Here is a 26,393-nt window from a genome sequence, read left to right on the forward strand (position 1 = left end):
AGCTCACAGGCGCCATCCCGGCGCGCTCAACCTGGAACGGGAGACATGATGCTTGCATACAGAAAGTTCGCCGCGCTGGCCGCCATTCCGGCCATCCTGTTGCCCTTGGCCGCCGGCGCCCAGGCGCTGCAAACTGGGCCGGTGAGCGGCCCGGTGAGCGGCCCGGCGGCGGCGCCGCCGCTGGTCACGGTGAACGGCCAGCGCCTGGTGGCCGATCCCACGCAATTCCTCGCCGCCAACAGCCCGGTGCTGAACAGCTCGCGGGCGTCCTCCTGTTCTTACCTGTCTGGCTACAACGTCTACGACGATGACGAGTACGTCAACTACCTGCTGAACTTCTATCCCGATGGCCGCATCCCCGGCCTTGCCGTGTTCAGCGATCTATCGCCCTTCGGCGACGCCTCCACCGAGCCCCGTACGACAGGCCTGTGGGGCATGGGCGGCGCCATGGGAGTAATGGGCCGCGGCGCCTGCGGCGGTGCCGACCTGCGGTTCGCGGCCGGCCGGCACGCCATCGAGCGCAAGGACCAGACCCTGGCCCGGGCCATCGCGGCCTACCGCGCCGGCGACTACAGCGCGGCCCTGGCCGGCTTCAAGGCCAACTACGACAAGCTGGGCTACGATATTTCCGCCCTCATGGTGGCCGATATGTACCGCCAGGGCATAGGCGTCCCGGCCGACAGCGGCCAGGCCGTGGCCTGGCTCGACAAGATCGTCAACGCCCGCTTCAACCCGCGCAACAGCATGCGTTTCGATCCCCGGCATCCGGACCACATGAGCGTGCGCGCCGAGGCCGCCATGACCCTGGCCCGCATGGTTCAGTCCGGCCAGGGCGTGGCGCGCGATCCGGCTGCGGCGCGCAAGTATTACCAGCTGGCCGCCGACGCCGGCTATGTGCCTGCCGAGGCCATCCTGGCCCAGGACTACCTGGCCGGCGGTAATGGCGTGAGCAAGGACGTGGACAAGGGCGTGAAGATGCTGGAACGTGCGGGCGAGGCCGGCTATGCGCCTGCCCTGTACCAGCTGGGCCGGATGTACTACAGCGGCGATGCCGGCCTGGCGCAGGACCTGCAGCGCGCTGGCGCCTATTACGCCGCCGCCGCCAGGCTGGGCGACGCCCGCGCCCAGTACGCGGCCGCCAACATGTACGACCATGGCGAGGGTGTGCCGGTCGACCAGCAGCGCGCCATCGCCCTCTACAAGGAGGCGGCGGTGAAAGGCTATCCGGCGGCGCAGAACGCGCTGGCGACCTATTTCTACACCGGCGAAGTGGTGGACAAAAACCTGGACACGGCGCGCAAGCTGTTCAAGGAAGCCGCCATGCGCGGCGAACCGGAGGCCATGTTCAACCTGGGCGTGATGACCAACAATGGCGAAGGCGGCCCGCAGGACCTGGCCATGGCCTATGTCTGGTACCGCCTGGCCCAGGCCAGCGGCAAGGCCGACGCCGCCGTGGCCGCCCGGCAGGTGGCGCCCAGGCTCACCAGTGACCAGCGCAGGAAAGCCGATGCCATCCTGGCGCCTGCCCCGCTCGGCTAGCCGTGCAGCGCGGCCGCCGCCAGCCAGCGGCGGCCTCTGCTTGACGGCAGGGTTGATAATCAAGCTATAATCCATGCAGGGTGACCGTACCGCCATGGTACGGCAGGAATCGCGCTGGTCGGGCCGCCACGCGGCTAACCCGCGTCCTCATGCGCTATCTCCATCACGCTCCCTATCTTCTCCCCCATACTGGTTTTTTCGCCGCCTGTGGCCACGGCGGTTTGCTGTCGTCTGTCCGTAGCATTCACCTGAAAGGAAGTCTGAAATGAACCAAGCAGCGTTGAAGGCCGTCATCGGCATCGTCATCTTGCTCCTGCTGGTCGCGCTGGCGCCGTTCGGCACCGTGCCGGCCGGCCACCGGGGCGTGCGCACCACCTTCGGCAGTCCCAGCGGCGAGGTGCTGAGCGAAGGCATCCACTTCCGCATTCCGCTGGCGCAGAAAATCAACCTGGTCAATGTCTCCATCCAGAAAGGCGAAGGCGATGGCGACGCCGCCTCGCGCGACCTGCAGACCGTGCATACCCGGGTGGCGCTGAACTACCACGTGCAGCCAGAGGCCGCCGTGTCCGTGTTCCGCGACCTGGGCAACGAGCCCGGTGCCCGCATCATCCTGCCCTCCGTGCAGGAGGCGGTGAAGGCCGTCACGGCGCGCTTCACGGCCGAGGAACTGATTGCCAAGCGCACCGACGTGCGCGACCAGATCGTGACCCAGCTGCGCGAGCGCCTGGCGCGCCACGGCATCGTGGTGGACGAGTTCTCCATCGTGAACTTCAACTTCTCCCGTTCTTTCAACGACGCCATCGAAGCCAAGACCACGGCCGAGCAGCTCAAGCTCAAGGCCGAGCGCGACCTGCAGCGCATCGAGGTGGAAGCCAAGCAGCGCGTCGCCCAGGCCCGCGCCGAGGCCGAATCGCTGGCGGTGCAGCGCCAGCAGGTCACGCCCGAGCTGATACGCCTGCGCGAAATGGAAAACCAGCGCATGGCCATCGACAAATGGGATGGCAAGCTGCCGCAGGTGGCGGGCGGCGGCGCCGTCCCTTTCATCAACGTGAAGTAGGCGCCGGCAGCAGGGCCGCCACCGCCACCGCATCCAGGGACACGGCGGAATTGGCCAGCACCACCACGCCGCGCCTGCCGTCCGCCGTATAGCCGGCAAAGCTGGCGTAGCCGCCCGTCATGCCGTTGTGCCACACCACCGGCACCCCCCGCACGGGCGTGACGTGCCAGGCCAGGGCGATGCGGCCGGCCGCTCCCGCCTCGCGCCGCGGCTGCTGGGCCAGGGCCATGGGGCCATCCTTGCCGGCCGCCGCCATCATGGCGCGCAGGTAGCGCAGCAGGTCGCCGGTGTCGGAGTGCAGCGCACCGGCGCCGGCCAGGGCGTTCATGTTCCAGCCTGGCGCGGCGCGGCCCTGCGCATCGTGGCCGGGCGCCAGCCGCTCACGCATGGCGGGCGTCAGCGCCACGCCGGTCGATGCCATGCCCAGCGGGACCGCGATACGCTGGCGCACCAGCTCCGCATAGGACAGGCCGGCCTGCTGCGCCAGCGCCTGTCCCAGCAGGCCATAGCCGAGGTTGGAGTATTCGTACTGCGTGCCTGGCGCGCGGGGCAGCTGGTAGCCGCCCAGGAACGCTTTCAGTTCGGCCACGCCGTAGTCGGCGTACGGATCCTCCATGCGCGCCGGCTTCAGGTTGGCGGGCAGGCGCGGCAGGCCGGAGGACTGGGTGGCCAGGTCCAGCAGCGTGATGGGCGCGCCCTGGTAGTCCGGCACCGTGTAGCCGGGCAGCAGCTCGGCCACCGGCTGCTCCAGCCGCACCTGCCCCGCCGCTGCCGCCTGCGCCAGCAGCAGGCCGGTAAACGTCTTGCTGAGTGAACCGATCTCGTACACGGTGCGTGCGTCCGGCGTCGGCGTTCCCGCCTTGGCAATGCCGTACACGGCGCTGTCCTCGCCATCGATCAGGCCCACCACCACCCCGGCCAACTCGCCGCTGTCGACCCGGCTTTGCAGCGCGGCGCGCAGCGCCGGGTCCAGCTGCGGCGCGGCCTGCGCCGCCGCGCCCAAGGCCAGGCCGGCCCACAGCAACAGTGCATGTTTCATCTTCCTTCCTTTCATGGTTGATTGGGCTTGCTATCCCATACAGTCATTGCCGGGCCCGTTTTCTTACAGCGGGCGGTGTGGTATTCCCGCCGCAAATCGTTTCCACAATCTCACAAAATGTCACAGCGGTCCCCTGATCGGAGTAACATGTTTCTGTAAGTAAATTAACTTTCCACGCCGTGAATCCGATCCCGCTCCGCCTCCTGGCCCTCGGCCTGACCATGCCCGCCTCCCTGGCCCATGGCGGCGAGACGGACGAGCTGAGCACCATGCCGCTGGAACGCCTGATGGAAGTGACCATGGTCAGCTCGGCGTCGCGCTTTGAACAGCGCGTCAGCGACGCGCCGTCGGCGGTGTCGGTGCTGACCTCCCAGGATGTGCGCGAACACGGCTGGCGCACCCTGGCCGACGCGCTGGCCACCCTGCCCGGACTGTACGTCTCCAGCGACCGCAACTACGCCTACCTGGGCGCGCGCGGCTTTCTGCGCCCCGGCGACTACGACAGCCGCTTCCTACTGCTGATCGATGGCGTGCGGGTCAACGACAGCGTGTACGACCAGGCCTCGATCGGCACCGAAAGCCTGGTCGACATGGACCTGGTGGAGCGCATCGAATACGTGCCGGGCCCGGGGGCGGCGGTGTACGGCTCCAACGCCCTGTTCGGCGTCATCAACGTCATCACCAAGAGCGGCAGCGCCATGGCCGGTCGCCACGCCGTGCTGTCGGCCGGCGGCCAGGGCGAGCGGCGCGGCCGCGCCAGCTATGGCTACCATGCCCAGGATGGCACCGATGTGCTGCTGTCGGTCAGCGGCCTTACCCGGCGCGGCGGCGACCTGTACTTTCCGGAGTTCGACACGCCGCAACAGAACCACGGCGTGGCCCAGGGCCTGGACTATGACCGTGCGCGCAGCGCCTTTATCAAGGCCACCCTGGGTCCCTGGGGTTTCAGCGCCGGCCACGTCAACCGGGTCAAGGGGGTGCCCACCGCCGCCTATGGCGCGCTGTTCAACCTGCCCGACCAGACCCGCGACGCCCAGACCTTCGCCAGCCTGGCCTACAACGGCGCCCCGGTGGGCCAGGTGGCGCTGTCGGCCCGGCTCAATTGGGGCCGCGCCGATTACCTCGGCCAGGGCTGGTATCCGGACGCCCGGCAGCAGCCGCGCCGTAACATCGATGGCGACCACGCCGCCTGGTACGGCGCCAGCGTCAACGCCACCTGGAGCGGCCTGGCCGGCCACAAGCTCTTGCTGGGACTGGACGGGCAGCGCAATGCGCGGCGCGACCAGTTCAACTTCGATCTCGGCCCCTATCAGCCCCGGCTGGACGACCGCCGCGCCGACACCCGCGCCGGCGCCTACCTGGAGGACGAGCTTCGCCTGTCGCCTTCGCTGCTGCTCAACGCCGGCCTGCGCTACGACCACGACAGCGGCACGGGCGGGCGCTTCAATCCGCGCACCGCGCTCAACTGGCAGGCCGGCCCGCGCGACACCCTCAAGCTGATCCATGGCACTGCCTACCGCGCGCCCAACGCCTATGAGATGTACTACGCGGTCGGCGACGAGGCCGGCGCCCAGCGCGCCAATCCGCAGCTGCGCGCGGAGCGCATCGCCACCAGCGAACTGGTGTGGGAGCGCCGCCCCAACCCCTACACCCAGCTGTCGCTGTCCGTGTTCCACTACCGTATCGCCGGGCTGATCACGGAAACCGGGCTGCCGGACGCCACGCTCATATTCGATAACACCGAACGCGCCACCGCCAACGGTATCGAAGCCAGCGGCGAACGCCTGTATGCGGGCGGCGCCCGGCTGCGCCTCAACTATGCCTACCAGCAGGCGCGCGACGGCCGCCGCGACTGGCTGGTCAATTCGCCGCGCCACCTGGCCAAGCTGAACGCCACCTGGCCGCTGCCGGGCCAGGCGCTGCGGCTGGGACTGGAAGGACAGTGCGTGTCGCGCCGCCTGACCGAGCATGCCGCCGTGGGCGGCTATTGCAACTGGAACTTGACGCTGGTCCCGGCCCGGCGCGCCGCATCCGGCTGGGATTGGTCGCTCGGCATGTTCAACGCGGGCGGCCGCCGCAGCGCCGATCCGGCCGGCCCGGCCTTCGTGCAGGAAGCCATCGCGCGCGAAGGGCGCAGCGTGCTGGCCAAGGTGGCATATGCCTTCTGACCCGCGCCGCACGGGCCTGCCGCCGGCCTTGCTGGCGCTGGCCATGCTGGCGCTGGCGCGCGGGGTTCAGGCCCAATCCGACGAGGTGGCGCTCAAGGCCGCCTATGTCTACAACATCGCCCAGTTCACTACCTGGCCCGCAGCGGCCCCCACGCGGCCCTTGAACGTGTGCCTGAACCCGGCCCACGCGCTGTGGGACAGCCTGCGCAAGCTGCAGGGCAAGCCGGTCGGCGAACGGCGCCTGGCGGTGCTGGAGCCAGGCCCTGGCGCCGCCTGCGACGTGGCCGTGCTGCGCGCCGGCGCCGCCCGCCCGGCCGAGGCGGTGGCGGGCCTGCTGACCATCGTCGATGGGCCGGGCAACGGCTATGCCGGCGCGGTGGCCCTGGTGGAGGAAGACCAGCACCTGCGCTTCGACATCGACACCGTGGAGGCGGGACGCGCCGGCCTGCGCTTCAGTTCGCGCCTGCTGCGGCTGGCGAGGAATGTGCGATGAAGCGGCCGCCTATCCGCCAGGGGGCCACCATTGCCGGCGCGCTCGGCACCGGCCAGATCATCGCGGCGTTGGCCGCGCTGCTGGTTGCCGGCGCCGTGCTGATCGCCTACCAGTTGCTGGACATGCGCAGCAGCCTGGCCGAGAGCGCGCGGGTGCAGGCCGCCATCGTGGCCGACAGCGTGGCCGCGCCGCTGATGTTCGGCGACCACGAGGCCGCCAACGAGGCGCTGCGCTCGTTCCGCTATGCGCCCGGGCTGAAGGCGGCCGGCGTGTATGACCAGCAGGGCCGGCTGTTTGCCGAATTCTCCTATCCCGGCAGCCGCCTGCCGGCGCGTGTGGAGCAGGCCGAGGCGGCGCCGGACGGCATGTTCACCGTCACCGACACAGTACGCTACCGCAACACCACCCTGGGCCGCACCGTGCTGCACACCAGTACCGCCGGGCCCCGTGCCGCCATGCTGCGCTACCTGGCGCTGCTCACGGTGGCCTGCCTGGCCGCCATGCTGGCGGTGCTGGCGCTGAGCCGCAAGACACGGGCCCGGGTGGCGGCCGCCGAGCAGGCGCTGGACTACATGGCGCACACCGACCACGTCACCCGGCTGCCCAACCGGCACGCCACCTATGCGCGCCTGGAGGCCGGACTGGCGCAGGCCGCCGCCGGCGATGCGCGCCTGGCGCTGCTGCTGATCGACCTCGACAACTTCAAGGTGGTCAACGACACCGCCGGCCATGCGGCCGGCGACGAACTGCTGCAACAGGTGGCGACCGCCCTGTCCGGCGCAGTGGGCGAGTGCGGACTGGTGGGGCGCATCGGCGGCGACGAATTCGCCATCATTGCCGCGCCGCTGCCGGACCGCGCAGCCGCCCTGGCCATCGCGGCCCAGGTGACGCTGGCGCTGCGCGGCCCGTTCCAGCTGGCCAGCGGCGAATTCTTCGCCACTGCCAGCGTCGGCCTGTGCCTGTATCCGGACGATGCCCAGGCCCTGCATGAGCTGGTGAGCAGCGCCGATACCGCGCTGTACCACGCCAAGCACAGCGGCCGCAACCGCCTGGCCGAATTCGAACCGGGCATGAACGCCGCCGCCCAGCGCCGCGCGGCGCTGGAGCGCGAGCTGCGGCGCGCCATGGAACAGGAAACGCTGGCCGTGCACTACCAGCCGCAGTTCGACTGCGCCACCGGCGCGCTGTGCGGCGCCGAGGCCCTGCTGCGCTGGCACCATCCGGAATACGGCCCGGTGTCGCCGGCCGAATTCATCCCGGTGGCCGAGGACAGCGGCCTGATCGTGCAGCTGGGCAGCTGGGTGCTGCACCGCGCCTGCCGCGACCTGGCGGCCTGGGACTGTGCCGGCGGGCCGCGCCTGGGCGTGGCGGTCAACATGTCGGCGCGCCAGCTGCGCGAGCCGGGCTTCATCGACGATGTCACGCGCGCGCTGGACCAGAACGGTATCGAGCCGGGCAGGCTGGAGCTGGAATTGACGGAAAGCCTGCTGATGGAGGAGGTCGACAGCGCCATCGCCTTCATGCAGGCGGTGCGCGCCTTGGGTGTACGGCTGGCCATCGACGATTTCGGCACCGGCTATTCCTCGCTGGCGTATTTGCAGAACTTCCCCATCAACCAGCTCAAGGTGGACCGCAGCTTCGTGCGCCTGCTGCCGCAGCGCGGCGCCACCGTGATCCAGGCCATCCTGGCGCTGGCGCGCGGCTTCGGCCTGACCGTGGTGGCCGAGGGCGTGGAGGAACAGCGCCAGCTGGACTGGCTGCGCCAGGCCGGCTGCGACGTGGCCCAGGGTTTCCTGCTGGGCGCGCCGATGCCGCCCGAGGCCTTCGCGGCGCGCTACCTGCCGCCCTCGGCCTGACGCGCGAACCACATGGGCCGGGCCAGCAGGTAAATGCTGCGGGCCTGGACCCAGCCCAGGTCGCAGACGACGTCCTCCACCTTGAGCACTTCGAAGCCGTTGGCGCGCATCAGGGTGGCGAGCGACTGCTTGTTGAAGAAGTTGATGTGTTCGTGGAACTGCTCGGGATGCGGGTTGGCTTCCGTCAGGTCGTTGGGGACGTCGATGAACACGACGGTGTCCCGGTGGCAGACGGTCTTCATCTCGTTCAATACCTCGGCCGGGTAAGGAATGTGTTCCAGCACGTTGGCGTTCATCACCAGGTCGACCGGCCCGATGGCGGACAGTTTGGCGATACGCTCCACCCCGGGAACGGTTGCCGCGCCGGACACTTCATACACGTATTTTTTCACCAGTGATGGATAGTCGGGAATGTTCTGGCCCTGGTCGCCGCCGTAGTCGAGCACGCTGCCCAGCCTGGAGGTGTCGACTTCGCCTTCCAGGAAGTCTTTCAGTGTCGCCATGCGGTTGGCGGTCTCCTGCGGATTCACGCCTATTTTGGTGTTCAATTCCTTGTAGCCCGGCTCATAGGCGTTGCGCGCGTCCGCATAGGCTTCGCTGCGGTAATCGCGGTAGATGCGCGCCATCTCGTCGTCCTCGTAGCGCAGCTGCGAAAAAATGAATGTACAGTCGTTGCAGAGGATGGAGTTGGTGAAGCACACCGGCGTGAAACTGCCGCCGCCGTATTCGACCCGCACGGTGGGCAGGTCGAATACCCGGTGCGCGATGAAGGGGCTGATGAAGCCCACCTTCTTGAGGAAGTTGCTGGAATGGCAAACTGGGCAGCTATGGGCGATTTTCATGGGCGTGTGGATGAGGGGGGGCGGGCCAGTATGCCATAGCTTGGAAGCCGTTTCAAAGTGACCACGGCATCGTGACGGCTCCTTGCCGTGCGCATGTGCAACGGGTTCTCAGCGCGGCATGGACTGGAAATGCCCTGCCAAAAAATCGATGAAGGCGCGCGCGCGGTGGGTCTGGTTGCGCTGGCTGGGGTAGTAGACATACAGGTCGGCCGGGGGCAGCGTGAATTCGGGCAGCACGATGCGCAGCCGCCCGCTGTCCAGGTAACGCGCCAGGTCCCACTCGGAGCGTATCAGGATGCCGTGGCCGTCCAGCGCCCAGCCCAGCACGATGTCGCCGTCGTTGCTGGACAGGGCGCCATGCACCTTCACCACCTCGCTGTGGTCGTGGTGGGTAAAGCGCCAGACGCCGTAGGCCTCGTCGTTCTGGCGGTGGATGATGCAGCGGTGCCGGGCCAGGTCGGCCAGGCTGGAGGGCGCGCCGTGCCGCTGCAAATAGCCCGGCGAGGCGCACAGGAAGCGCCGGTTGGACAGGATGCGGCGCGCGTTCAGGCGCTGGTCCGGCAGCTCGCCAAAGCGTATCGCCAGGTCGTAGCCGCTGTCCACCAGGTCGACCGGACGGTCGGTGACGTCCATCTGCACTTCCACTTCCGGATAGCGCGCCGCGAAGGCCGACACCAGCGGCGCGATGGCGGTGCGGCCGAAGCCCAGGGTGGCGTTCACGCGCAGCAGGCCGCGCGGCGTGGCGCGGCTGTGCGACAGCACGTCTTCCATCTCCCGGATGTCGGCCAGGATGCGGCTGGCGTGCTTCAAATAGGTCTCGCCCTCGCTGGTCAGGCTGATGCTGCGGGTGCTGCGGTTCAGCAGGCGCACGCCCAGGCGCGCCTCCAGCGCGGCCAGCCGCTTGCTGGCGGCAGGGGGCGTCAGGTCGAGCGCGCGGGCGGCGCCGGCCAGGCTGCCCAGACGCGCCACCAGCACGAAGAACTGCATGTCGGTAGCCGGTACATTCTTCACTTGAATTCACTTCTTAATGAAATTTTGGTGAATTATAGTCCTGCGGCCGGGATTTAAGCTGGCGTCTTTCCAAACCGGGAGACCGCCATGAACATCGTCGACATCCGCGAAAAAACCGTAGCCATCAGCTCACCCATCCGCAACGCCTACATCGACTTCAGCAAGATGACCCTGAGCCTGGTGGCCGTGGTCACCGACGTCATCCGCGACGGCAAGCCCGTGGTGGGCTACGGCTTCAATTCCAACGGCCGCTACGGCCAGGGCACGCTGATGCGCGAGCGTTTCATCCCGCGCCTGCTGGAAGCCGATCCGGCCTCACTGCTGACTGACGACGGCGGCAATCTCGATCCGCACAAGATCTGGAACCGCATGTTCATCAACGAAAAGCCGGGCGGCCACGGCGAGCGCTCGGTGGCCATCGGTACCATCGACATGGCGGTGTGGGACGCCGTCGCCAAGATCGAAGGCAAGCCGCTGTTCCAGCTGCTGGCCGAGCGCTATGGCAATGGCCAGCCGGAACGCAAGGTCTTCGTGTATGCGGCCGGCGGCTACTACTACCCCGGCCAGGACCACGACAAGCTCAAGGACGAGATGCGCAGCTACATCGACCGCGGCTACACGGTGGTGAAGAAGAAAATCGGCGGCGCATCGCTGGACGAAGACCTGCGCCGCATCGACAGCATCCTTTCCGTGCTGCAGGATGGCCAGAAGCTGGCGGTGGACGCCAACGGCCGCTTCGACCTCGACACCGCCATCCGCTACGCCAAGGCGCTGTCGCAATACGATTTGTTCTGGTACGAGGAAGCGGGCGATCCGCTGGACTTCGAACTGCAGGCCACGCTGCGCAGCTACTACCAGAATCCGATGGCGACCGGCGAAAACCTGTTCTCCATGCAGGATGCGCGCAACCTGATACGCTACGGCGGCATGCGCCCGGACCGCGACTGGCTGCAGTTCGATTGCGCGCTGTCGTATGGGCTGGTGGAGTATCTGCGCACGCTGGACATGCTGCGCGAGCATGGCTGGTCGCCGCGCCGCTGTATCCCGCACGGCGGGCACCAGATGTCGCTCAACATCGCGGCCGGCCTGGGCCTGGGCGGCAACGAATCCTACCCGGACCTGTTCCAGCCCTACGGCGGCTTCCCGGACGGCGTCAAGGTCGATAACGGCTACATCACCATGCCCGACCTGCCGGGCATAGGCTTCGAGGGCAAGGCCGATTTGTATGCCGAGATGCGCAAGCTGTCGGAGTAAGCTTCACAGATGCCTGGCGGCCTCGCACACCCTTCAAACGGCGGGCCCCAGGCGCTGGCGATAGGCGGCCGGGGTCTGGCCAAAGGTGCGGCGGAACAGGCTGATGAAGGCGCTGGCGCTGGCATAGCCCAGATCGAGCGCGATGGCCGTGACCGGCGTGCCGGCCGCCAGCAGTTCCAGTGAGCGCATCAGGCGCGCGCGCTGGCGCCAGGCCGTGAAGGTGTAGCCGGTATCGGCCACGAAGCGGCGGCTCAGGGTGCGCGCGCTGACGGCGGCCCACCCGGCCCAGGCTTCCAGGCTGCGCTCGTCGGCCGGATCGTCCATCAGCGCATGCGCCACCTTTTGCAGGCGGACGTCGCGCGGCAGCGGCAGGTGCAGGGTTTCTGGCGGCAGGCTGCGTATCTCGTCCAGGATGACGGCGGCCAGCCTTTCCTGCTGTTCGGCCGGCGCGCTGTCCGTCCATTGCGCCGCGCGCAGCACGGCTTCGCGCAGCAGGCCGGAAGTACGGATGGTGCGGGCCTGGGCCGGCAGGCTGGCGCAGGCCGGTTCCGCCACATACACGCTCCAGCCTGAAAACGGCCCGTGCGAGCGGCCGTAATGCAGGTGGTGCGGTGGCACCCAGACCGCATGCGTGGCCGGCACCACCCACATGCCATCCTCCACGCCCAGCGACAGCAAGCCCTGGAAGGACCCCAGCAGCTGGCCGCGCGCATGGCGGTGGCCTAGCGCGGCGCGCTCGGCGTCCTGCATGCCGGCCATGGCAAACACGGTCGGGCCGTCGGCTGCATTGAGGAAGGGGTACATGGCGTCTTTGCGTTATCGCTTGGCTGGAATGCCGTATGGGCGCCATGAAAAATAGCAGTAAGCTGTGTTCCAGTCAAACGGAGAACACCATGCCCCTTACCCACCACGACCTCGACGTACTGTACGCGCCGCCTTCGGAGCGCATCCTCAGGGCGGTCACCCGGCGGCTGCTGCCCGGCCACCTGGCCTACCTGCGCGCGGCCACCTTCTTTTGCCTGGCCACCGGCCGCGAACAGGGGCTGGACGCCTCGCCGCGCGGCGGCGCGCCCGGTTTCGTGCAGGCGCTGGACGACACCACGGTGGCGTTCGCGGACTGGCCCGGCAACAACCGCATCGAATCGCTGCGCAACCTGGTGGAGGACCAGCGGGCCGGCATGCTATTCCTGTTCCCGGGGCTGGACATCTTCATGCGCATCAATGGCCGCGCGAATGTGGTGACCGATCCGGAGCTGCTGGTCCGGCTGGCCGAAGGCGGGCGCCTGCCGCGCAGCGCCATCGTGGTGGCCATCGAGGAAGTGCTGATGCATTGCGGGAAGGCGGTCAACCGGGCCCGACTGTGGGACCCGCAGGCGCAGCTGGCGGGCGGCGCCCTGCCCAGCGTGGGGCAGCTGCTGGCCGAGCTGGAATTGCTGGAGGGCGCCGACCCGGCCATGGTGGACGCGCACTACGCGCACGCCGTCAAGACCGAGCTGTACTAGTCCTCAGCCTGGCCGGGCGTGGCGGGCGCGACCTTGATGCCGCGCCGCGCCAGCGCTTCGCGCAGCAGGAATTCGATTTGCGCGTTCACGCTGCGCAAGTCCTGGGCGGCCAGGCGCTGCACCTGCTCCCATAAGGCGGGATCGATGCGCAGCGGATAGGCTTTCTTGCCGGGACTTGCCATGGTGGATCTCAGTTATACAGCGTGCCTGCGTTGATGATGGGCTGGGTTTCGCGATCGGAACACAGCACCACCAGCAGGTTGCTGACCATGGAGGCCTTGCGCTCCGTGTCCAGTTCCACGATCTCGCGTTCGGCCAGGCCCTTGAGCGCATCTTCGACCATCGATACGGCCCCTTGCACGATACGGGCCCGAGCGCTGATTATCGCCTGCGCCTGCTGGCGCCGCAACATCACCTGGGCGATTTCCGGGGCATAGGCCAGGTGGCTGATCTTGGCGTCCAGGGTTTCCACCCCGGCTTCCTCGAAGCGGGCCTGCAGTTCGTTGCGCAACGCCAGGGCCACTTCGTTAGCGCCGCCGCGCAGGGTCATCTCGGTGGCGGTCAGGTCGTCGCCCTCGTCGTAGGCGTAGTGGGCGGCAAGGTGGCGCAGCGCGGCCTCGGCCTGCATGGTCACGTAGCGCTCGAAATCGTCGACCTCGAACAGGGCCTGGGCCGTATCGCGCACCCGCCACACCACCACGGCGCCGATCTCGACCGGATTGCCGCGCTTGTCGTTGACCTTGAGGATGGGCACGTTGAGGTTGCGTGCCCGCACGGTCAGCTTGCGCTTGCCGTACAAGAAGAAGGCCCAGCGCAGGCCCTCGCTGCGGTCGGTGCCCACGTACTGGCCGAACAGGGTCAGCACGGCGGTTTCATTCGGCTGCAGCATGTACAGGCCGGCGCTGGCGACCAGGCCGGCGGCGGCCAGCAGCAGGCCCGAGCCGATCAGCCAGGCATCGCGGCCATTGGTGACGCCCTTGACCACCAGCAGCGCGCCGACCGCCACGGCCAGCAGGCTGCCCACCAGCGAGAGATACCCATTCATCGAAACGAACTGCTTTTCCTGCCTTACTGGTGCGGACATGCTGCTCTCCTTGGTAACATCAACAATATATGAAAGTGATATCACTTTAGGCGCTTGATGCCAGGCTGTCAAGCTCTTATGTAGCCCTTCTTATGGCTGAGCCAAGCTCGCTTGTCGCGTCCATGCTTTTGGCGCAGAATTGGCGCGCGGAATTTACTCGGAATTTACTCCGAATTTACTCTTCTCTCACCCAGCCTAAGGGATTGCACATGAGTAGCGACAAGACCGGAGCAGCCTGCCCCTTCCACCACACCACGGGACGCGGCACCACCAACCGCGACTGGTGGCCCAACCAGCTGCGGCTGGACCTCCTGCACCAGCATTCGACCAAATCCGACCCCATGGGGCCGGACTTCGACTATGCCAGGGAATTCAACAGCCTGGACCTGGCCGCCGTGAAACAAGACCTGGCGGCCGTGATGACGGATTCCAAGGACTGGTGGCCGGCCGACTTCGGCCACTACGGCGGTCTGTTCGTGCGCATGGCCTGGCACAGCGCCGGCACCTACCGTACCGGCGATGGCCGCGGCGGCGCCGGACGCGGCCAGCAGCGCTTTGCCCCGCTCAACAGCTGGCCCGACAACGTCAGCCTGGACAAGGCGCGCCGCTTGATCTGGCCGGTCAAGCAAAAGTATGGCCGCAAGATTTCCTGGGCCGACCTGATCATCCTGACCGGCAACGTCGCGCTGGAAACCATGGGCTTCAAGACCTTCGGTTTCGCCGGCGGCCGCAAGGATACCTGGGAACCCGACCAGGACGTCTACTGGGGCCGCGAAACCACATGGCTGGGCGGCGACTTGCGCTACGCACACGGTTCCGAGGGTGTGGACAAGCCGGGCGGCGTGCTGGTCTCGGATGACGACGCCGACGGCGACGTGCACAGCCGCAAGCTGGAAAACCCGCTGGCCGCCGTGCAGATGGGCCTGATCTACGTGAACCCGGAAGGCCCGGACGGCAATCCCGACCCGCTGCTGGCCGCCAAGGATATCCGCGACACCTTCGGCCGCATGGCCATGGACGACGAGGAAACCGTGGCCCTGATCGCGGGCGGCCACAGCTTCGGCAAGACCCACGGCGCCTCGACCTCCGATAACGTGGGCCCGGAACCGGAAGGCGCCGACCTGGCGGCCCAGGGCTTAGGCTGGCACAACCGCTACGGCACCGGGCGCGGCGCCGACACCATCACCAGCGGCCTGGAAGTGACCTGGACCAGGACGCCCGTCCAGTGGAGCCACGACTTCTTCGAGCACCTGTTCAAGTACGAGTGGGAACTCAGCAAGAGCCCGGGCGGCGCCCACCAGTGGGTGGCCAAGGATGCCGAAGCCACCATTCCGCACGCGCACGACCCCTCCAAGAAGCTGCTGCCCACCATGCTGACCACCGACCTGGCGCTGCGCTTCGACCCGGCCTATGAACAAATCTCGCGCCGCTTCCTGGCCAACCCGGACCAGTTCGCCGACGCCTTTGCCCGCGCCTGGTTCAAGCTGACCCACCGCGACCTGGGGCCGAAGGCGCGCTACCTGGGCCCGGAAGTGCCAGCCGAGGACTTGCTGTGGCAGGATCCGCTGCCCCAGGCCGACCATGCGCCGCCGGGCCAACAGGAGATTGCCACCCTCAAGGCGGCCATCCGCGCTTCCGGCCTGAGCGTGTCCGAGCTGGTGTCCACCGCCTGGGCCTCGGCGTCCACCTATCGCGGCTCCGACATGCGCGGCGGCGCCAACGGCGCCCGCATCCGGCTGGCGCCGCAAAAGGATTGGGAAGTGAACCAGCCGCAGCAGCTGGCCAAGGTGCTCAAGGCGCTGGAGGATCTCCGCGCCAGCGCTGGCGTGCAGATTTCGCTGGCCGACCTGATCGTGCTGGCCGGCGGCGTCGGCGTCGAGGAAGCGGCGCAAAAGGCCGGCCATGCCATTACGGTGCCGTTCACCCCGGGCCGCGTGGACGCCACCCAGGACCAGACCGACGTGACTTCCTTTGCGGTGCTGGAGCCGGCCGCCGACGGCTTCCGCAACTACCAGAAGGCGCGCTACGCGGTCCCGGCCGAAGCCCTGCTGGTGGACCGCGCCCAGCTGCTGACCCTGACCGCGCCCGAGCTGACCGTGCTGGTGGGGGGCCTGCGCGTGCTGGGCGCCAACGCCGGCGGCTCCAAACACGGGGTGTTCACCCGGCGCCCCGGTGCGCTCAGCAACGACTTCTTCGTCAACCTGCTGGACATGGGCACGGAATGGGTGGCGGTGTCCGGCACGGACGAATTCGAGGGCCGCGACCGCAAGAGCGGCGCCGCCAAATGGACGGCCACCCGCGCCGACCTGGTGTTCGGCTCCAATGCCCAGCTGCGCGCCCTGGCCGAGGTGTATGCCAGTGCGGATGGCGAAGCCAAGTTCGTGCAGGACTTTGCCGCCGCCTGGACCAAGGTCATGAACCTGGACCGCTACGACCTGGCCTGGCGATAACCGTAACTGCCGCAAAAACCATGGAGACATGCCAAAAACGTGCATGTCCCATGGTTTTTTTTCATCGGTCCATGGCAAGGACTCCTGATAGTATGGGTGCCCAGCGTCTTCAGCTACCCAACTTACTTAGAAAGTCCGAATATGCCAGCAATCAAACTTGCCATCGTAGGCGTGGGCAAGATCGTATATGACCAGCATTTGCCGGCCATCCAGGCCGATGCCGATTACGACCTGGTGGCCACCGCCAGCCGCAACAACACCATAGACGGCATCCCCAGCTACCCCACCATCGAACAGCTGCTGGCCGAGCGTCCCGACATCGAAGCGGTGTCGCTGTGCATGCCGCCGCAGTACCGCTACAAGGCCGCCTACACGGCGCTGGCCGCCGGCAAGCACGTGTTCATGGAAAAGCCGCCCGGCGCCACCCTGGCCGAAGTGGCCGACCTGGAAGCCTTTGCCGCGTCCAAGGGCGTGAGCCTGTTCGCCAGCTGGCACTCGCGCTACGCCCCCGGCGTGCAGCCGGCCAAGGCCCACCTGGCCGCCCATGCGCCCGCCGCCATGCACGTGATCTGGAAGGAAGACGTGCGCCACTGGCACCCCAACCAGGACTGGATCTGGCAGGCCGGCGGCCTGGGCGTGTTTGACCCGGGCATCAACGCCCTGTCCATCGTCACTGAAATCCTGCCGGCCGCCGTGTTCCTGACGCGCGCCGCGCTGGAATTCCCGGAAAACCGCGACGCCCCGATTGCCGCCGACCTGCACTTCACCAGCGGCGCCGGCCTGCCCGTGCACGCCGAGTTCGACTGGCGCCAGACCGGCAAGCAAAGCTGGGATATCGTGGTGCAGACCGCCGACGGCGAACTCAAGCTGTCCGACGGCGGCGCGCGCCTGTGGATCAACGGTATTGAACAGGCCCTGGAGAAGGAAGCGGAGTATCCTTCGCTGTACCGCCGTTTCGCCGAGCTGGTGAAGGGCGGCCGTTCCGACGTGGACGTGGCGCCGCTGCGCCACGTGGCCGACGCCTTCATGCTGGGCAAGCGCAAGGTGGTCGAGGCCTTCCACGACTGATAACCCGTTTCACGGAGGACGCCATGTACCGTGGCAGCTGTCTGTGCGGCGGCGTGGCTTACCGGGCCGAAGGTCCGGTCAATCATGCCAGCCATTGCTACTGCACCATGTGCCAGAAGCAGCATGGCGCCGGAGCCGGTTCCTACTTCAACGTGGACCGGAGCGGCTACGCCATCGAGCGCGGCGCCGGGCTGGTCACGGAATACGCGTCCTCCGAGGATGGCCGGCGCGGCTTTTGCCGGGTCTGCGGTTCCACCCTGTACTGGCGCAGCACCCGTGCACCGGATCGTATAGCCGTCACCCTGGGCACGCTGGACCAGCCGTATGACCGGCCGGTCGAGCGCGAGCTCTACACCGACACCAAGCCGGCCTGGCTGCCGGTGAAGTGACTCAGAACTTGATTTCGGCGTTGGCGCCCAGGCGTACCGAGGCCGGGGTGCGCGACCAGTTCTGGCTGGCGCCGCTGGCGTCGCTGTAGCGCGACAGCGCGCGGTTGTCCTCGCCCAGCAGGTTGCTGGCCGTGAAGCGCAGCTGCAGGCCGGGACGCACCTTGTACAGCAGGTAGGCCTCCAGGTCGCGGCGCGCATACAGCTGGGCGCTTTGCTGCTCGGAGATGCGCACCGGGCCGCCGGAGCGGAACGCCAGGCTGCCGCCCACGGTGTAGCTGGCGTCGATCTTGTAGTCGGCGCCCAGCGTGGCGCTGATGGGGATCTGCTGGTCCAGGCGGTTGTCCGGTCCCGGCACCGAATCGACTTGCGACCAGTTGCGGTTGGCGCTGGCGCGCAGGTCCACGGCCGGGCCTTCCTTCCACACCGTCTTGAGCGGGAATTTCAGCTCCAGGTCCAGGGTGCGCACATTGGCCGTGCCGTCGTTGACGGGACGGTTCAGCCAGTAGCCGTTGGCGTCCTGGCCCAGGGTGGTGCGGATATAGTCGGTGATGCGGCGCACCGAGGCGCCCACCGAGAACACCGCCCCCGGCGCCCAGAAATGCTCGTAGGTCAGGTCGATGCCGGTGGCCAGTTCCGGTTTCAGGTAAGGGTTGCCGCTGCTGTCCGGATTGAAGCGGGTGTTCAGGTCGGACTCGTAGCGGCGCGCCGTCAGCTGCTGCACGGTGGGCGCCTTGAAGGTGCGGGTCAGGGCCGCGCGCAGCTGGCGGCCGCTCTTGTCCGGGAATTTGTACAGCGTTTGCGCTACGGGGCTGAGCACGTTGTTGCGCGATTCGGTGGCCTGCAGGCCGCTGCCTTCGCTCTCGGTGCGTATGCTTTCCCAGCGCGCGCCCAGGTAGACCGACCATTGCTTGGTAACGTTCCATTCGTCCTGCGCGAACACGGCCATGCGCGTTACCTGCGGCTTGAATTGCTCGACGATGCGGGTCGGCGCCACCGTGGTGTAGCCTTCCACCCGCACGCGGTCCTCGTCGGTGCTCTCCCTGCGGATTTCCCAGCCGGTGGCCAGGTTGTGGCCGTCCTCCAGCGAGCGCGTGTACTTGCCGCTGGTGCTATAGGTGTTGTAGTCGCTGTCCGAACTGGTGACGCGGCGCAGGTTGATGGCGTTGCCCACCGTGCTGGCCAGGCTGTTGTAGTCCACGTCCACCTTGCCGGCGAAGGCGCCCACCTTGGCGTCGAGCTTGCCGCCGGCCAGCTTGGTCACCCAGTTCAGTTCGGTGCCCATGAAGCGGATGTCGACTTCGGTGCCACCCACCCGGCGGATGTAGTCGGGCGCCGGGAAGCTACCCACCAGGTTGTTGGTGACAGTGCTGCTGTCGTTGTCGTTGCGCGCAATCTGCACAAAGCCCGACAGGTTGAGCTGGTCGTCATTGTCCAGCTTCCAGCTCAGGCGCGGTTGCAGGCCGAGCGCGCTGTTGCGGTTGTTCTGGTACGAGGTCAGCTCGCGCGCCTGCACCAGCTGGCCAGCCGGCGTATAGAACTGGTCGCCGCTGTAGCTGGTCGGCTTGCCCTCGGCGTGGTTGAGAACGCCGTTGATGAAGTAGGACAGCCTGCCGGAACGGTCGGCCAGGGTGCCGGACAGGTTCACGTTCTTGTTGTCGTTGCTGGCGCCGGTAGCGTTCAGGCGCAGGTCGCGCTGCGGCTTGGCCACCACTTTTTTCAGCACGATGTTGACCGTGCCGGCGATGGCCTGCATGGAGAACTCGGCCGAGGCGGCCCGCACGATCTCGATGCGCTCGATCTGGTCGGGCGTCAGGTTGTCCATGGAGAAGCCTGGCGGCGGGCGCTCGCCGTTGACCAGGATTTGCGTGTAGCCATTGCTCAGGCCGCGCATGCGGATACTGTTGCCGGTGATGGTCACGCCGGGAGCGCGCTTGAGCACGTCGTACACATTGGTGTCGCCGTACTTCATGATGTCTTCCTGGGTGATCACGGTCTTGCTGGCGGTATCGTCGCGGCGCGCATCGTAGTCCTGGCCGCTGCCCTTGATCTCGACCTTGGTGATCTCCTCCTTGGCGGCTTCCTTCTTGAGGGCCTGGTCCTTGCTGGCGGGCTGCTGCGCGTAGGCGGTACAGCTGGCGCCGACCAGCGCGAGCGCGGCGGCGCTATGCTTGCGGGATATTTTCATTTCCGGAACGGTGATTGGTAATTTCTTAATTATAGATTTCGCCATTCCCCCTTGGAATGAATTGCGACGAAATGCACAAAAAGGGGCCTGAGCTACCCATAGGCGGCGTGGACGGGGGTGCGGCTATTGCCCGCCAGCTAGAAACGTGAAACAGCCAGCCATGCCATAATCGGCCGTTGCAACCCAAGGAGGCCGCGTGAGCAAGCTTTTTACTCCCATCCAGCTGGGGCAGCTGGAACTGCCCAACCGCATCGTGATCGCGCCCATGTGCCAGTATTCGGCCCAACAGGGCAACGCCACCGACTGGCATGTGATCCACCTGGGCCAGCTGGCCCTGTCCGGCGCCGGGCTGCTGATACTGGAAGCCACGGCGGTATCGCCCGAGGCCCGCATCTCGCCGGCCGACCTGGGCTTGTATTCGGATGAGAACGAGCAGGCGCTGGCGCGTGTGCTGCAGGCGGTGCGCCGCCATTCCGGCATTGCGCTGGGCGTGCAGCTGGCGCACGCGGGCCGCAAGGCCTCCACCCGCGCGCCCTGGGACGGCGGCGCGCAGCTGCCGGCTGAGGACGGCGGCTGGCAGACCGAGGCGCCATCCGCGCTGGCCTATGGCGAGGGTGAGCGTCCCCCGGTAGCGCTGGACGATGCCGGCCTGCAACGCGTGCGTGAGGATTTCGCCGCTGCCGCCCGCCGCGCCGCGCGCCTGGGGCTGGAGTTGGTAGAGCTGCACGCCGCGCACGGTTACCTGCTGCACCAGTTCCTGTCGCCGCTGTCCAACCAGCGCGGCGACCAATATGGCGGCGCGCTGGAAAACCGGCTGCGCTTCCCGCTGGAAGTGTTTGACGCCGTGCGCGCCGCCTTCCCGGCCGACAAGCCGGTCGGCGTGCGCCTGTCGGCCACCGACTGGGTCGAGGGCGGCTGGGACCTGCAGCAAAGCGTGGAATTTTCCCGGGCCCTGGAGCAGCGCGGCGCGGCCTATGTGCACGTGTCCAGCGGCGGCCTGTCGCCGCGTCAGAAAATCGCCGTGGGGCCGGGCTACCAGATCCCGTTCGCGCAGGAGATCAAGCGCCATGTGGCGATACCGGTGATAGGCGTGGGCCTGGTCACCGAGCCGGAACAGGCCGAAACCATCCTGGCCGATGGCAGCGCCGACCTGGTGGCGCTGGCGCGCGCCATGCTGTACGACCCGCGCTGGCCCTGGCATGCGGCGGCCAAACTGGGCGCGCAGGTTAGCGCGCCCAAGCAGTACTGGCGGTCCCAGCCCAGCGCCTACAAGACGCTGTTTGGTCCGGCGAAATAATTATTCGGCGGCCTGCTGCTGGCGCAGCAACTCTTCGACCTGTTCGATGGCGCGCTGCACCTCCGCGTGTTCTGGCGCCAGTTCCTGCGCGCGGCGGAACGCGGCCAGCGCATCTTCGGCGCGGCCCTGCAGCAGGCGCACATTGCCCAGGTTGATGTGGGCGGCCGCCATGGCCGCGTCCAGCGCCAGCGCGTTGGCGTAGCACTGCGCCGCCGAGTCGAGTTCGCGCACATCCTGCAGCGCATTGCCCAGGTTGAGCCAGGCCGAGGCGTTACCCGGATTGATGTCGCACGCGGTGCGCAGATAGCGGATGGCCTGCTGCGGCTTGCCATTGTGGCGGCAGCTCACCCCCATCAGGTGCAAGGTGTCGAACACGGCAGGATCGCTGCGCAGCAGCTGGAAGAACATGGATTCGGCGGCATCGAATTCGCCCGCCTTGAGATGGTTGTAGCCTGAAACTAATAACGACATGGGACCGCCTGGAGTGAAGCGGGCAGTGTGACACATGGGCCGCGCGGCGGGAAGGGCCGCACGGCAGAAATCCGGGGTTTATCCGCCCTGCTTGCGGTGTATGTCCAGAAAAACGCAGTTGGTCGCCTGCCGCGTGGCAGGCGCGGGCGTCGTGCCTATAGTGTGATTTCCACAACGTCCACCGAGAGGAAGCCATGCTCAAACTGTCCCCCCTCGCGCTAGCCGTCTGCCTGCTGGCGCCCCTGCCCTACACCCTGGCGCAAACGCCGGCCACCGCCGCAGTCGCGAGTGCGGAGGCGGCCCGCATCGATGCCTTGGTCAACAGCTATTTCCCCGCTGACATGCCGGGCGCCACCTTGATCGTGGTCCGCGATGGCCAGTCCCTGCTGCGCAAGGCCTACGGCCTGGCCGATGTGGAGCACCAGCAGGCCATGACGCCGCAAGCTTCGCTGCGGCTGGGTTCCATCACCAAGCAGTTCACGGCGGTGGCCATCATGATGCTGGTGGACCAGGGCAAGTTGTCGCTGGCCGACCCGGTCACCACATTCTTCCCCGATTACCCGGCCCAGGGCCGCAAGGTCACGATCGAGCATTTGCTGACCCATACTTCCGGCATCGCCAGCTTCACCGGCAAGCCATCCTACGTCCCCAACATGGCCAGGGACTACAGCGTGCGCGAGATGATAGACGGCTTCAAGAACGACCCGCTGGAGTTCGAACCCGGCACGCGCTACGCCTACAATAATTCCGGCTACTTCCTGCTGGGCGCCATCATCGAGAAAGTCTCGGGCATGTCCTATGCGGACTTCCTGGCGCAGCGCATCTTCATCCCGCTGGGCATGGACCAGACCGCCTATGAAGGCCACGAACGCCATCCCATCGTGCAGCGCGCCCACGGCTATACCCGCAACCATGGCAAGGTGGAGGCGGCCGAAGCGCTCAGCATGAGCCAGCCCTACGCGGCCGGTGCGCTGGTGTCGACCGTTGACGACCTGGCGCGCTGGAACGCGGCCGTCACCGCCGGCAAGCTGCTGACGGCGGCCAGCTGGCGCCGCGTGCTCACGCCCTACATCCTGGCCGACGGTAAATCGACCCGCTACGGCTACGGCTGGGCCATAGGCACCCTGCGCGGGGTGCCGGACATCAGCCACGGCGGCGGCATCAACGGTTTTAATACCCACGCCGTCAGCGTGCCGGGTGAAAAAGTGTATGTCGCCCTGCTGAGCAACAGCGATGCGCCCCCGGTGGAACTGGAGCTGATCGCCAACCAGGCTGCCGCCATCGCCATGGGCAAGCCCTATCCCGAGCTGAAACCCATCGCGCTCGATACGGCCACCCTGGACGCCTACGCCGGCGTGTACCGCATCGACGAGCAAGCCACCCGTACCGTGCGGCGCGAGGGCGACCATTTGCTGGTGGGCCGCACCGGCGGCACCCTCAACCCGGTACAGGCTTATGCCGATAATGCCTTTTTCACGCCCAAGTCGCTGACCCGGTATGAGTTCCGCCGCAATGAGAAGGGCGAGGTGGCGCAGCTTGTACTAGTGCGCGACGGCCAGGAAACCATCCATCCACGCGTAGGTAGATAGGCCAGGCATGGCGTGGTGTTATTGGCCTGCGCAGCCTGCAGCGCAGGGGCAAGCCGATGCGCACTTACAATGATGTGCGCGGACGTCCATCATTGCGGCGCTCGCCAGGAATGGTCAAATGCTGTGAACCGGGCCCGGCACATCGAAACCCTTGCCCGGAGCAGGGGGCACGCCCACGCAGCGTGCTTGGCCATCTGGCCCGATCACCCACTGAAAAACTGGAAACACCATGCCACCACCGCACACTATTTCCATTTCAACGTTATTCAGGTTTTCCATCACTTTCTCCTTTATCAAAAAATTAGATATTTTGGACACTGCCAGGCTTACTCCGGCCATTTCCAGGGGCGGTCATTAGGCTCCTAGTTCCCGCAACATCACCCGGCGCAGGATGCGAAGTATGAAGATCGGCCCAGTAACAGTCAGTCCTTGTTCCGATTTTTGCACCAGTACGGCATTTTCATGCCAGCGCAGCAACCGCGGCAGACGTGGAACATAAAGGTCGCATGCATGCGGCTTCGGGTGGTAGCCTTGCTTCTGCAAATGCGTGCGCAAGCGCTTCTCCTCCCACCCTGTGAGATCTGAGTTATCGGTGTCGATGCGCCAGCGAGCTGGCAGCACTGCTGCAAGAAACCCCGATGAACCCACTACAGCGCCGAGTACACAGGGCAGCCAGGGCACCGATTGATCGATGCCAACAAATAGCTTCAATAGCCCTGCACCGATGAGCAAGCATGCCCCGTAGCTGAGGCCCTGCGACCACGACTGCAGCGGCAGCAGCCACCGTAATGGGCCGGTCAATGATTCGACCTTTAACACCCGCACAGTCATTTCAGCCTTTCACCACGAGTAAGCTGGGCGCTTCATTGGCATTTTGGCGTCCGCCGCACTGATACCGCCTGCTACCACTGCCAGCTCCATTCCTTCGAGTTCTTGCATGATCATTCCTCTTGTCGTTGGTTACCGGCTTCCAAGTGGGAACCGGGTGATACGCCGTGGTACTGCCCCGGCGCTGGGCTAAAGCAATCGGTGCTACGTCAGGTTTTATGCCGCTCTCATTTCTTCAGCGTTGGCACATTGATTGATCATGACCACCCGCTGGGCGATGCGTATGGAGTCAGGCCGATGCGCGACCAGTACCCGGGTTAGCGGTAGTTGGGCGATGGCGCGATTGACGTCGGATTCCCGTTCCACATCGAGGTGGCTGGTGGCTTCGTCCAGCACCAGCAGTTGTGGCGACGCATACAGCGCCCGCGCCAGCAGGATGCGCTGCTTCTGGCCGCCCGAGAGGGAATTGCCCATGTCACCCACCAGCGTCGCCTATCCCATGGGCATGCGTGCAATGTCGTCGTGGACTGATGCCATTGCAGCGCATGTTTGTATGCGGGCTGGGTCCGCACCCGGAGCGAAGAAGCTGATGTTGTCGCCGATACTGCCCGCGAACAGCTGGTCGTCCTGCATGACCGTGCCGATCATGTCTCGATAGCGCCGGTAGCCCAGTTGTTCCAGCGGCACGCCGCCTATCCGTATCTCGCCGCTGGTCGGACGCAGCAGGCCCAGCAGCAGTTTGATCATGGTGGACTTGCCGCACCCAGACGGGCCGGCCAAGGCCACGCATTCCCCGGCCTGCACCTTGAAGCTGACGTTGTGCAGCACCCACGGCTCGTTGTCCGCATAGCGAAAGCTGACACGGTCGACTTCGATACTCAGCTCATGCGGTACAGAATGGTTCTTAGAATGGTGGGTCTGGTCTTCCGCTTCGGCCAGCGCCACATCCGCCACCCTTTCCAGGTGCAGCGCGAGCATGCGGAATTCCACGTAGCGGTCGACCAGTGCGCTGGCACGCCGTATCAGTACGGTTTTATAGGAGATGAACGCGAACAGCATGCCGATCGACAGCGAGCCGTCCATGACCGCCCTGGCCCCCATCCACACCGCCAGGACGTTCTCTACGCCAAAGATCAAGGTATTGCCGGCCTGCTGGAGCAATCCCAGTGCGTGCGCCCGAACCGCCGCATTGGTACTGGCGACCAGCATGTTTTGCCAGGCTGAGCGGCGCAGTAGTTCCCGGTTGAACAGCTTGATGCTTTGTATGCCGCGCACGGATTCCAAGAAATGGCTGCTTTGCTGTGCCGCGCGTTCGATATGCTCCTGGCTCGCCCGTTGCAGCGGGCCATACAGACACAGCCGGAGCAACGCGTACAGCACGCACGCGGCGGCTGCCACCGACGCCAGGGAGGGGCTATAGAGCAACATCATGGCGAGCATCGTGAGCGCCATCACGCCATCCAGTCCGGCTTCCAGGAAACTGCCGGTCAGCGCACGTTGTATCGCGTTCAGGGATTCGAAGCGGGATGCGATATCGCCCAGGTGGCGGCGCTCGAAATAGGCCATTGGCAGCGCCATCAGGTGCCTGAACAAATTCCTCATCATCTGCAAATTGACATGCGTGCCAAGGTACAGCACCATCCACGAACGCAGCGCGCCGAATCCGGCCTGTATCAGCGCCAGCATCAGGAAGCCGAGAGCGAGCACCGTCACCAGATCGCGGTCCATGGCGACCAGCGCCTGATCGACCACCAGCTGCATGTACAGCGGCGTGACCACGGCCGCCAGTTCCAGCAACAGTGCCAGCAGGAGGATTTCGGCAACACTGCCACGCCAGCCGGCCAGGTGCCCGACCAGTTGTCCCAGTTTTACTACCCGCCGTTCCCGCACCGGCTTGAACTCCGCCGCCGGTGCCAGTTCCAGTGCCACCCCGGTGAAGTGGCGGGATAATTCGGCCACCTTCATGCGGTGTTCGCCGCGCGCCGGATCGTGGAGCACGGCGATATCGCCGCGCAGGGCTTTCAGTACAACGAAATGGTTGAAGTCCCAATGCAGCACGCACGGCAGGGCGAGCTTGCCGATGTGGTCCAGATTCAGCTTGAGCGCGCGCGTATCGAGTTTCAGCGTCGCTGCCGCCGCCACCAGGTCGGACAGGCGTGCTCCTTTGAGTGACAGCGGGAAGCGCTGGCGCATACTATTCATGTCCAGCTCGTGGCCGTGGTAGCTTGCAATCATCGCGAGGCAGGCCAGGCCGCATTCGGCAGCTTCATC

Annotated in this window: 22 protein-coding genes and 1 pseudogene; 12 read left to right on the forward strand and 11 right to left on the reverse strand. The window is 66.6% G+C overall.

Going from position 1 to position 26,393, the window contains the following annotated elements:
* Positions 1 to 48: 48 nt before the first annotated feature.
* Both ACLB1G_RS27180 and ACLB1G_RS27185 read left to right on the forward strand, forming a co-directional pair.
* On the forward strand, positions 49 to 1,539 hold the full coding sequence (locus ACLB1G_RS27180) for a tetratricopeptide repeat protein (RefSeq protein ID WP_491630403.1): 1,491 nt from the start codon (positions 49 to 51) through the stop codon (positions 1,537 to 1,539).
* 265 nt (positions 1,540 to 1,804) lie between these two features.
* Positions 1,805 to 2,596, forward strand: coding sequence for a prohibitin family protein (locus ACLB1G_RS27185; protein ID WP_491630404.1), 792 nt, complete (start codon positions 1,805 to 1,807; stop codon positions 2,594 to 2,596).
* Here the strand turns inward: ACLB1G_RS27185 and ACLB1G_RS27190 are convergent.
* Positions 2,583 to 3,635, reverse strand: coding sequence for a serine hydrolase domain-containing protein (locus ACLB1G_RS27190; RefSeq protein WP_491630405.1), 1,053 nt, complete (start codon positions 3,633 to 3,635; stop codon positions 2,583 to 2,585). The two genes, ACLB1G_RS27185 and ACLB1G_RS27190, sit on opposite strands and share 14 nt — an antisense overlap.
* A 179-nt stretch (positions 3,636 to 3,814) precedes the next feature.
* On the opposite strand from ACLB1G_RS27190, the gene ACLB1G_RS27195 reads away from it, so the two are divergent.
* From ACLB1G_RS27195 to ACLB1G_RS27205, 3 genes are read left to right on the forward strand one after another with little or no spacing between them, the layout of a single operon-like run.
* On the forward strand, positions 3,815 to 5,803 hold the full coding sequence (locus tag ACLB1G_RS27195; RefSeq protein ID WP_491630406.1) for a TonB-dependent receptor plug domain-containing protein: 1,989 nt from the start codon (positions 3,815 to 3,817) through the stop codon (positions 5,801 to 5,803).
* Positions 5,793 to 6,296: a YfiR family protein gene (locus ACLB1G_RS27200; RefSeq protein ID WP_491630407.1), complete on the forward strand. Its 504-nt coding sequence runs from the start codon at positions 5,793 to 5,795 to the stop codon at positions 6,294 to 6,296. The genes ACLB1G_RS27195 and ACLB1G_RS27200 overlap by 11 nt, the downstream gene beginning before the upstream one ends.
* Complete coding sequence (locus ACLB1G_RS27205; RefSeq protein WP_491630408.1) at positions 6,293 to 8,152, forward strand: putative bifunctional diguanylate cyclase/phosphodiesterase; 1,860 nt, start codon at positions 6,293 to 6,295, stop codon at positions 8,150 to 8,152. The genes ACLB1G_RS27200 and ACLB1G_RS27205 overlap by 4 nt, the downstream gene beginning before the upstream one ends.
* On the opposite strand, the gene ACLB1G_RS27210 is transcribed toward ACLB1G_RS27205, so the two are convergent.
* Together ACLB1G_RS27210 and ACLB1G_RS27215 are read right to left on the reverse strand one after the other, a co-directional pair.
* Complete coding sequence (locus tag ACLB1G_RS27210) at positions 8,131 to 8,994, reverse strand: class I SAM-dependent methyltransferase (RefSeq protein WP_491630409.1); 864 nt, start codon at positions 8,992 to 8,994, stop codon at positions 8,131 to 8,133. The genes ACLB1G_RS27205 and ACLB1G_RS27210 overlap by 22 nt on opposite strands.
* Before the next feature lie 108 nt (positions 8,995 to 9,102).
* Positions 9,103 to 9,981 (reverse strand): LysR family transcriptional regulator, encoded by an 879-nt coding sequence (locus tag ACLB1G_RS27215; RefSeq protein ID WP_491630424.1) that lies wholly within the window; start codon positions 9,979 to 9,981, stop codon positions 9,103 to 9,105.
* A 111-nt stretch (positions 9,982 to 10,092) separates the two neighbouring features.
* On the opposite strand from ACLB1G_RS27215, the gene ACLB1G_RS27220 reads away from it, so the two are divergent.
* Positions 10,093 to 11,259 (forward strand): mandelate racemase/muconate lactonizing enzyme family protein, encoded by a 1,167-nt coding sequence (locus ACLB1G_RS27220; protein ID WP_491630410.1) that lies wholly within the window; start codon positions 10,093 to 10,095, stop codon positions 11,257 to 11,259.
* A 33-nt stretch (positions 11,260 to 11,292) separates the two neighbouring features.
* On the opposite strand, the gene ACLB1G_RS27225 is transcribed toward ACLB1G_RS27220, so the two are convergent.
* Positions 11,293 to 12,063, reverse strand: coding sequence for an AraC family transcriptional regulator (locus ACLB1G_RS27225; protein WP_491630411.1), 771 nt, complete (start codon positions 12,061 to 12,063; stop codon positions 11,293 to 11,295).
* An 89-nt stretch (positions 12,064 to 12,152) separates the two neighbouring features.
* Between ACLB1G_RS27225 and ACLB1G_RS27230 the strand changes: the two genes are divergently transcribed.
* The gene (locus ACLB1G_RS27230; protein WP_491630412.1) at positions 12,153 to 12,761 is read left to right on the forward strand and encodes an MSMEG_1061 family FMN-dependent PPOX-type flavoprotein; all 609 of its coding nucleotides are present in this window, start codon (positions 12,153 to 12,155) and stop codon (positions 12,759 to 12,761) included.
* Here ACLB1G_RS27230 and ACLB1G_RS27235 read toward each other — a convergent pair.
* On the reverse strand, positions 12,758 to 12,943 hold the full coding sequence (locus tag ACLB1G_RS27235; RefSeq protein ID WP_491630413.1) for a type II toxin-antitoxin system antitoxin: 186 nt from the start codon (positions 12,941 to 12,943) through the stop codon (positions 12,758 to 12,760). The two genes, ACLB1G_RS27230 and ACLB1G_RS27235, sit on opposite strands and share 4 nt — an antisense overlap.
* Before the next feature lie 8 nt (positions 12,944 to 12,951).
* A complete protein-coding gene (locus ACLB1G_RS27240) occupies positions 12,952 to 13,845 on the reverse strand; it encodes an SPFH domain-containing protein (protein WP_491630414.1) in 894 nt (297 codons plus the stop codon).
* Between the two features lie 209 nt (positions 13,846 to 14,054).
* On the opposite strand from ACLB1G_RS27240, the gene katG reads away from it, so the two are divergent.
* From katG to ACLB1G_RS27255, 3 genes are all read left to right on the forward strand, one after another.
* Positions 14,055 to 16,295 (forward strand): catalase/peroxidase HPI, encoded by a 2,241-nt coding sequence (gene katG / locus ACLB1G_RS27245; RefSeq protein WP_491630415.1) that lies wholly within the window; start codon positions 14,055 to 14,057, stop codon positions 16,293 to 16,295.
* Between the two features lie 141 nt (positions 16,296 to 16,436).
* Positions 16,437 to 17,363: a Gfo/Idh/MocA family protein gene (locus ACLB1G_RS27250; RefSeq protein WP_491630416.1), complete on the forward strand. Its 927-nt coding sequence runs from the start codon at positions 16,437 to 16,439 to the stop codon at positions 17,361 to 17,363.
* 23 nt (positions 17,364 to 17,386) lie between these two features.
* A complete protein-coding gene (locus ACLB1G_RS27255) occupies positions 17,387 to 17,752 on the forward strand; it encodes a GFA family protein (RefSeq protein ID WP_491630417.1) in 366 nt (121 codons plus the stop codon).
* Position 17,753: 1 nt separating this feature from the next.
* Here ACLB1G_RS27255 and ACLB1G_RS27260 read toward each other — a convergent pair whose 3' ends face one another.
* Positions 17,754 to 19,937 (reverse strand): TonB-dependent receptor plug domain-containing protein, encoded by a 2,184-nt coding sequence (locus ACLB1G_RS27260; RefSeq protein WP_491630418.1) that lies wholly within the window; start codon positions 19,935 to 19,937, stop codon positions 17,754 to 17,756.
* A gap of 196 nt (positions 19,938 to 20,133) precedes the next feature.
* Here ACLB1G_RS27260 and ACLB1G_RS27265 point away from each other — a divergent pair, with 196 nt between their 5' ends.
* On the forward strand, positions 20,134 to 21,234 hold the full coding sequence (locus ACLB1G_RS27265) for an NADH:flavin oxidoreductase/NADH oxidase (protein ID WP_491630419.1): 1,101 nt from the start codon (positions 20,134 to 20,136) through the stop codon (positions 21,232 to 21,234).
* Here ACLB1G_RS27265 and ACLB1G_RS27270 read toward each other — a convergent pair whose 3' ends face one another.
* Positions 21,235 to 21,705 carry a tetratricopeptide repeat protein gene (locus ACLB1G_RS27270; protein ID WP_491630420.1) on the reverse strand — a complete coding sequence of 157 codons (471 nt, stop codon included), beginning with the start codon at positions 21,703 to 21,705 and terminating at the stop codon, positions 21,235 to 21,237.
* A gap of 194 nt (positions 21,706 to 21,899) precedes the next feature.
* Between ACLB1G_RS27270 and ACLB1G_RS27275 the strand changes: the two genes are divergently transcribed.
* Positions 21,900 to 23,294 (forward strand): serine hydrolase, encoded by a 1,395-nt coding sequence (locus ACLB1G_RS27275; protein WP_491630421.1) that lies wholly within the window; start codon positions 21,900 to 21,902, stop codon positions 23,292 to 23,294.
* A 114-nt stretch (positions 23,295 to 23,408) separates the two neighbouring features.
* Here ACLB1G_RS27275 and ACLB1G_RS27280 read toward each other — a convergent pair whose 3' ends face one another.
* The 3 genes and pseudogenes from ACLB1G_RS27280 to ACLB1G_RS27290 form a co-directional block, all read right to left on the reverse strand.
* Positions 23,409 to 23,573 (reverse strand): hypothetical protein, encoded by a 165-nt coding sequence (locus tag ACLB1G_RS27280; protein WP_491630422.1) that lies wholly within the window; start codon positions 23,571 to 23,573, stop codon positions 23,409 to 23,411.
* A gap of 75 nt (positions 23,574 to 23,648) precedes the next feature.
* Positions 23,649 to 24,125, reverse strand: a complete 477-nt coding sequence (locus ACLB1G_RS27285) for a hypothetical protein (RefSeq protein WP_491630423.1) — start codon at positions 24,123 to 24,125, stop codon at positions 23,649 to 23,651.
* A gap of 213 nt (positions 24,126 to 24,338) precedes the next feature.
* A pseudogene (locus ACLB1G_RS27290) lies at positions 24,339 to 26,393 on the reverse strand (peptidase domain-containing ABC transporter); the annotation flags it as partial.

The organism is Duganella kummerowiae (assembly GCF_053572355.1).